Raw genomic sequence first — 7,748 nt, 5'->3', positions numbered from 1 at the left:
CAGCGGACTCCGTGGAACCGGCTTTGCCGGGCCACTGGAGTCGCCCCCTCGAGGGGGAGGCGCGCAGCGCCTCGGGGGTGGGCCATCCATCAGTCCATCAGCAGGCCGCCGTTCTGGTCCAGCACCTCGCCGGTGATGAACCCCGACAGCGGCGATGCGAGAAAGCTCACCGCATGCGCGAACTCCTCGGGCTCGCAGAAGCGGCCGACCGGGATCTGCTGCAGCAGCGCCTGCCGCTGCGCCTCGTTCAGCTGCTCGGTCACCATCGGCGTGCGCACATAGGCCGGCGCGATCGCGTTCGCGGTGACGCCATGCGCCGCGAGTTCGCGCGCCAGCGAGAAGGTCAGCGCACTCATCGCCCCCTTCGACACCGAGTACGCGGTGCCGGCGGTCAGCCCGCCGGTCTTCGCGGCCAGCGAGCTGGTGTTGATGATGCGGCCCCAGCGCCGCGCCTTCATCGCCGGCACCACCGCCTGCGACCACAGCATCGCGCCGTCGAGGTTGGCGCCGAGCACGCGGTGCCATTCGGCGAGCGACGTGGCCTCGATCTTGTTGTTCGACAGCACCCCGGCGTTGTTGACCAGGATGTCGACCTCGCCGAAGCGCTCGCGCACCTGCGCATGCGCCGCACGCACCGACTCGGCCTGCGAGATGTCGCAGGCCACCGCCAGCACCGCGTCGCCATGGCGGGCCGCGAGCGATTCCATCGACGCGAGCGACAGGTCGATCATCGCGACACGGCAGCCATCGGCGCGCAGCGCGTCCACCACCGCGCGGCCCATCGTGCCGCCGGCGCCGGTGACCAGCGCGAGCTTGCCTTCCAGGGGAGTTGAAGTCTTCATGTATCCGCTCATGTGTCGAGAACACTCTTTTTGCCGAACAACCCGCGCGAGCGGAACGTGACGACGCCGATGAACAGCAGGTACATCGACATCAGCGACCATTCGGAGGCATACGCCCCCGTGAGACCGGTGACCAGCCCGACCAGCAGGCCGGCGATCACCGCGCCCCACAGCGAGCCGACGCCGCCGAGCACGATGATCAGGAAGGCCGGCACCACCGCGTCGACCCCGACCTGCGGCCGGATGCCCCAGATCGGCGCCATCACGACACCAGCCAGCGCCGCCAGCGCCACGCCGAGCGCGAACACCGCCGAGCGCAGCCGCGACAGGTTGATGCCGAGCGCGCGCACCATCTCGCTGTCGTGCGCACCCGCCTTGATGATCGCGCCGTACGGCGTGCGCTCCAGGAACAGCCACAGCGCCGCGATCGCGAGGATCGCGAAGCCGCTCGCGAACACACGGTAGCGCGAATAGATCAGGTCGCCCATCAGGAACGCCCCCGAGATCGCCTGCGGCAGCGGCATCTGCTGCTCGTTGCTGCCCCACACCAGGCGGATCAGCTCCTCGATCAGCAGCGCCGCGCCGAAGGTGAGCAGCAGCCCGTACAGCGGGTCGCGCCCGTAGGTGCGGCGCAGGCAGGCCTCGAGCACCAACCCGACCAGCCCGACCACCAGCGGCGCCGCGAACAGCGCGATGCCGTAGCGCGTGCCCAGCGGCAGCGCCATGTAGGCCGCCTGCGCCTCGGGAAACCAGCCGAGCTTCGGCGCCAGCAGGAACAGCGCGACATACATGCCGAGCGCGAACAGCGAGCCGTGCGCCAGGTTGATGGTTTCCATCACGCCGACGATCAGCATGAAGCCGAGCGCGATCAGCGCGAACAGCAGGCCCAGCGTGATGCCGTTGGCCAGGTGCGGCAGGAGGGAGATCAGCATGTCCATGGTCGGATCCGCATCGAAAGGTTCAGGGTTCGTAGGAGGGCGTGGCCGCCAGCGGCTCGAGCTTGCAGGCGGGCGCGCTGTCGGCGTCCTGCACCTCGTCCGGGCGCACGCGCGCGAGGATGCGGAACAGGTCGTCGGGCTGGTCCGGCATCGAGTTGTAGGCGGCCACGTACACCGTCTGCTGCAGCTGGTGGGTCTGCGGGTTCATCCACGCATCGAAGTGCTGCATGCGGTCGGCGGCCGGCACGCGCAGCGCCTCCAGCTCGGTGATCAGCTTCAGGTTGTTGGTGGTGCCGGTGCGCTGGACCGCGCGCAGCAACTCGCGCGTGGCCATGTAGCCGTTGAAGAACACGTTGCCCGGCGTCTTCAGCCGGTACTCGGGCCAGGCCTTGCGGTAGCGCGCGACGAACTCCGGCACGCCGGCCAGCGCCAGCCGCCAGTACCAGGTGGTGCCGAAGATGCCGAACAGCGCCTGGCGGCCGAGGCCGTAGACATCGGGCCAGTCCCGCTGGTTGTTGATCCAGCCGACGCTGCGGTCCATGCCGGCGCTCTGCACCTGCGTGCGCAGCTGCTTCTGGTCGTCGCCGCCCACTGCGGTGGCCACCACGCCGGGCTTCAGCGAACGGATCTTCGCGAGCACCGGCTGGAAATCGCGCGTGCCCTGCGGCACCAGGATCTCCTCGACGACCTGCCCGCCGTTGGCCTCGACGATGCGGCGGATGCCCTTGGCCGTCGTGTGGCCCCACAGGTAGTCGCTGGTGACCAGCACCCACTGCCGGCCGAAGCCGGTCATCGCGCCCTTCACGACCGAGATCGAGAAGTTGGTGCCGTTGGCGTCCCAGACGAACTTGACGCGGTGGCATTCGGCACCGGCCTCGCTCGGCGAGCTGGAGTTGCTGTTGAAGTAGACGCAGCCGTACTTCTGCGCCACGCGCGACATCGCGCTCGCGACGCCCGAATGCACGCCGCCGAGCAGGAACGCCACCTCCTGCTGGCGGATCATCTTCTCGGCCACGCCGATCGCCGTCGCCGGATCGCCGGCGGTGTTCTCGTGCGTCGCCTCGATGCGGCGCCCGAGCACGCCGCCGCGCTCGTTGAACTCGGCGATCGCCATGCGCATGCCCAGCTGCTCGTCCTGGCCGCTGGCGGCATAGGGCCCGCTGTCGTCGGTGGCCAGGCCGATCAGCAGCGGCTTCTTCTGCTTCGCCTGGGACCACGCATGGTGGTGGGCCCAGGGTCCGCTGAAGCCGGCGACGGCACCGACGCCGCCGAGCAGCATGCGCCTGCGAGCGTGGGTCATTGCTGGTACGAGGGCGTCGCGTCGTAGCTCTCGAGCTTGCAGGCCTTCTGCGCCTCCGCATCGACGACCTCCTTCGGATCCACGTTCGACAGGATCTTGAAGATGTCGTCCTTCTCGGCCGGCGCCTCGTTGTAGCTCGCCATGTAGATGGTCTGCTGCACCTGGTGCGTCACCGGGTCCATCCAGGCATCGAAGTGCTGCAGCCGGTCGCGCGCGGGCATCTTGCGACCCTCCAGCTTCTTGATCACCGCGATGTTCTGCGTGGTGCCGGCCTCTTCCACGCAGCGCAGCAGCTCGCGCGTCGCCATGTAGCTGTTGTGATAGACGTTGCCTGGCACCTTGATCGCCATGCCCGGGAACTGCTTCTGGTAGGCCGCGACGAACTCCTTCACGCCCGGCAGGTCGAGGCGGTAGTACCAGGTGGTGCCGAACACGCCGAAGATCGATTCCGGACCGAGCCCGTACACGTCCGGCCAGTCCTGCTGGTTGTTGATCCACGCCATGCTCTTCTGCAGGTTCAGCTGGATGACCTGCTGGCGCAGGGCCTTGATGTCGTCGCCGCCGATCGCGGTGGCCACCGCATTGGGCTTCAGCTGCTGCAGCTTCAGCAGGTACGACGAGAAGTCGCGGGTGTTCTGCGGCACCAGCAGCTCCTCGACGATCTTGCCGCCGTTGGCCTCGACGATCGCGCGCGTCGCCGCCGAGGTGGTGCGGCCCCACACGTAGTCGTTGGTCAGCAGCACCCAGTTCTTGCCGTTCACCTTGATCGCGTTCTTGACGATCGCGTGCGCGAAGTTGGTGCCGTTGCCGTCCCACACGAACTTGACGCGGTGGCAGTCCTTGCCGGCCTCGGTCGGCGAGCTGGAGTTGGTGTTCAGGAAGATCGTGCCGTACTTCTGCGCGACCTGCGAGATCGCGTTGGCCACGCCCGAGTGCAGCGCGCCGACCAGGAAGGCCACCTCGTTGCGCGTGATCATCCGCTCGGCGATGCGCGAGCCCGAGGCCGGCGTGGTCTCGGTGTCCATGTGCAGCGCCTCGATGCGCCGGCCGAGCACGCCGCCCTTGTCGTTGTATTCCTTGATGGCCATCATCGCGCCGAGCCGTTCCTCGCCGCCGCTCGCGCCGTACTGGCCGGAGGCGTCCATCGTCAGGCCGATCACCAGCGGCTTGGCCGTGGCCGCCTGGGCCCAGACGCGGTTGTGCGCCCACGGGCCGAAGAAGGCGGCCGGCGCGGCGGCCGCCACGGCGCCGGCCTTCAGCAGGCTGCGCCGTCCGGTGTCAGGTGTGCCCGTCTCCGCGGCGCCGGTATCGATCGCCTGAACTTCTTTCGTCGACTTGTCCATGCTTGTCTCCAGGGTTGTTGTGGTGGTCCGCGCAGGATCAGCGCGGAATGATCTGCACGTTGTTCAGCTTTTCCTGCGCCTCCAGCAGCGACGCGATGAACTTGTCGCCCAGGCCCAGGTTGCCGGCCTGCACGAAGCTCTGGTGCGCCGCCTCGGCGACGAAGCTCGTCGTCGGCAGCATCTCGGTCAGGTGGGTGTAGTAGCGCAGGTCCTTCTGCGCATTGCCGATCGCGAACTTCAGCCCGGTCAGGTCGCCCTGCAGCGTCTTGCCCAGCATCATCTGGAAGATGCCGGAGTTGACGCCGCCGGCCGAGATCACGTCGAACAGCTTCTGCAGCGACAGCCCGCTCTTCGCGGCCGTGGCCACCGCCTCGGCGATGGCCGCCGCGGTCGTCATCGCGAGCATGTTGTTGATCAGCTTCAGCACATGGCCGTGCCCCGGCGGGCCGACGTGGAAGATGTTCTCGCAGAAGGCCGCGAGCACCGGGCGCACGCGCTCGAAATCGGCCGGCTCGGCGCCGACCATCGTGTTCAGCCGGCCCTCCTCGGCCTCCTTCGGCGTGCGCGCGAGCGGCGCGTCGATGAAGGCGACGCCGCGGGCCGCGAAATCGGCGCGGATGCGCGCGGTCGAGGCCGGCTCGGCGGTCGAGGTGTCGATCACCGTCAGGCCCTTCGCGGCAGCCGCCAGCAGGCCTTCGGGGCCATAGACGATCTCTTCCACCTGCGGCGAGCCGGTGACGCAGATGATCACCACGTCGCTCGCGACGGCCACCGCGGCGCGCGTCGGCTGCTCGCTCGCACCGGCATCGAGCAGGTCCTGCAGGTTGGCGCGGTTGCGGTGCGCGACGAAGCTCACCGGGAAGCCCYTGGCGAGCAGGTTCTTCGCCATGCCGTGGCCCATCATGCCGAGGCCGATGAAGCCGACGCGGGGGTTCTTGCTAGCAGTCATGGTGTTTCCTTTCGTGGGTGTCAATTGACGAGCGAGCCGCTCGCGCACTCGGCGCGGGCCTCGGTCCAGAACTCGATCAGGCGCCGGTAGCTCGCCGCCACCTGCTCGACGACGGCGGCGTCGTCCAGCGTGCCGGCGAACCAGCCGTGCGCCGCGTCGGCGAACAGCGAGCGGCCGACCGCGAAGCCCTTGCACAGCGGCTGCGCGGCCGCGACGCGAAAGCCCTCGCGCAGCGCGGCTTCGCTCGCCTCCATGCCGAGCAGGAGCACGCCGCGGCACAGCGGGTCGTTCGACGCGATCACGTCCCCGATGTGGCGCCACGCGGCCTCGCTGGCGGGCGGGGGCAGCTTCCACCAGTCGGGCTGGATGCCGGCGGCATAGAACTGGCGCAGCGCGCGCGCCAGCGTCTCGTCGTCGGTGGCCATGCCGCGCGGCGGGATCACCTCCAGCAGCAGCTCGTGGCCGGTGGCGTTGCAGGCCTGGGCCAGCAGGCCGACGCTCGCGACCTGCTGCGCCGCGAGCCCGGCCTCGTCGTCGGGGTGGTGGTACACGAGGCACTTGACGACGTGCTCCTGCGGCCAGGTGCGCAGCGCCAGGCCGACGTTGCAGCCGTCCTCGAAATCCAGCGGCCGCGAGCCCGGCAGCTCGACCGGCCGCGCCACCCACAACCCGACGCCGGTCAGCGGCGGCAGGATCTGCTCGCCGAAGCGGCCGTCGAGGATCACGCCGGCCTCGGGGAAGGCCTGGCCCGGGTGGCGCAGCGGGTGCGCCGCGCGGGCTGCCGCATGGCCTTGTGCCGCGGCGCGTGCGACCAGCGCCTTGAACTGCGGGATGCGCTCGCGCGGCGTACCGTGCTTCGCGGYGATCTCCTCGAACTGCGCGCGGTGGTCGAAGGCCAGCACCGCGAGGCCGGGCCAGGCGCGGTGACGGGTCGACGCGCGGTGCAGCTGCTCCAGCTTCGCGTCCTCGCGCAGCCGCTGGTGGCGCGAGCCGTGCGCGAGGAAATGGCTCAGTTCGACCCAGCTGGGCATGGCCGGTGCGCAGCCATGCCGAGACACCACGATCGCGCCACACGCATTCGCATAGCGCAGCGCCTGCGGCAGCGGCTCGTCGCGCACCCAGCCGCGCAGCAGCCCGGCCATGAAGGCGTCGCCCGCGCCCAGCACGTTGAACACCTCGACCGGGAATCCCGGGCCGGCGACGCCGTCGTCGAGCCGCGCCGGGATCGTGCCGTCGTACGCCACGCAGCCCATCGGCCCGCGCTTCATCACGATCAGCGCCGGCGTCAGCGCGCGGATGCGGCGCAGCGCGGTGGCGCTGTCGTCGCTGCCGCCGGCGATGTGCACCTCTTCCTCGGTGCCGACCACCAGGTCGCACAGCGGCAGGATCTCCTGCAGCTGCGCGCTGACGTGGGCCGACGCGATGTAGCGCTGCTCRCCGAGGCCGGGCGCCGTCAGGCCCCACAGCACCGGGCGGTAGTCGATGTCGAGCACGACGCGCGTGCCGGCCGCGCGCGCGGCGCGCATCGCCGCGAGGCAGGCGGCCCGCGTGCCGGGCCGCGACAGGTGCGTGCCCGAGATCAGCAGCGCGCGGGCACTGGCGATCACGGCCGGGTCGACGTCGTCCTCGCACAGGCCCATGTCGGCGCAGTTGTCGCGGTAGAACACCAGCGGAAAGGTGTCGCGGTCACGCAGGCCGAGGAAGACCAGCGCGGTCAGCCGCGACGGATCGGTCTTCAGCTGCGACACGTCGACGCCCTCGGCGGCCAGCGTCTCGCGCACGAAGCGGCCGTTGTGCTCGTCGCCGACGCGACTCAGCATCGCGCAGCGCAGCCCGAGCCGCGACGCCCCCACCGCGGTGTTGGCCGGCGAGCCGCCGAGGTACTTCGCGAAGGTCTGCACGTCTTCCAGGCGCGCACCGAGCTGTTCGCCATACAGGTCGACGGCGGCCCGCCCGACGCAGACCAGGTCCAGCGCGCGGGCCGCCGGCGGGACGGAATCTCTGACACTCATGCAGCATCTCCATTCAAATGACGGGGTCGGGTGCGGGGGCGGGCCGCCATCTCGGCGAGCCGGTGCCCGGTGGTGACGACGATGGCCTGCGCCAGGCACAGCGGCGCGACCAGCGAGCGGAACACCTGGTCGGACGCGAGGCCGAGCTCGAAGCAGACGCTGGCCGAGCGCTTCAGCGGCGACAGCGCGCTGTCGGTGATCGCGATCACCGGCACGCCGGCCTGCTGCGCCGCCTCGGCGGCATCGATCACGTCGCGCGAGTAGCTGTGGAAGCTGGTCACCACCAGCACCTCGTCGCGCGCGATGTTGCGCAGCGATTCGCGCAGCATGCCGCCCAGGCCTTCGAGCAGGTAGGCCTTKAGCT

7 protein-coding genes are annotated in these 7,748 nt (G+C 70.1%); all 7 read right to left on the bottom strand.

What is annotated here, in order from left to right:
- Positions 1-89: 89 nt before the first annotated feature.
- Complete coding sequence (locus AC1D01_RS13755; RefSeq protein ID WP_477867059.1) at positions 90-842, bottom strand: SDR family NAD(P)-dependent oxidoreductase; 753 nt, start codon at positions 840-842, stop codon at positions 90-92.
- 8 nt (positions 843-850) lie between these two features.
- Complete coding sequence (locus AC1D01_RS13750; protein WP_056819822.1) at positions 851-1,780, bottom strand: branched-chain amino acid ABC transporter permease; 930 nt, start codon at positions 1,778-1,780, stop codon at positions 851-853.
- 22 nt (positions 1,781-1,802) lie between these two features.
- Positions 1,803-3,080 (bottom strand): ABC transporter substrate-binding protein, encoded by a 1,278-nt coding sequence (locus AC1D01_RS13745; RefSeq protein WP_477867057.1) that lies wholly within the window; start codon positions 3,078-3,080, stop codon positions 1,803-1,805.
- Positions 3,077-4,423 (bottom strand): ABC transporter substrate-binding protein, encoded by a 1,347-nt coding sequence (locus tag AC1D01_RS13740; protein ID WP_477867055.1) that lies wholly within the window; start codon positions 4,421-4,423, stop codon positions 3,077-3,079. The genes AC1D01_RS13745 and AC1D01_RS13740 overlap by 4 nt, the downstream gene beginning before the upstream one ends.
- A 37-nt stretch (positions 4,424-4,460) precedes the next feature.
- Positions 4,461-5,372, bottom strand: a complete 912-nt coding sequence (locus tag AC1D01_RS13735; protein WP_477867053.1) for an NAD(P)-dependent oxidoreductase — start codon at positions 5,370-5,372, stop codon at positions 4,461-4,463.
- A gap of 20 nt (positions 5,373-5,392) precedes the next feature.
- Entirely contained in the window at positions 5,393-7,384 is a 1,992-nt protein-coding gene (locus AC1D01_RS13730) for a bifunctional 5-dehydro-2-deoxygluconokinase/5-dehydro-2-deoxyphosphogluconate aldolase (protein ID WP_477867051.1), read from the bottom strand.
- A partial coding sequence (locus tag AC1D01_RS13725; protein ID WP_477867049.1) for a MurR/RpiR family transcriptional regulator occupies positions 7,381-7,748 on the bottom strand: 368 nt, incomplete at its 5' end. The genes AC1D01_RS13725 and AC1D01_RS13730, both read right to left, overlap by 4 nt.

It is taken from the genome of Rhizobacter sp. P3_B12 (assembly GCF_056402895.1).
The sequence above is the reverse complement of the archived record's forward strand: the minus strand, read 5'-3'. Positions and strand labels throughout refer to the sequence as shown.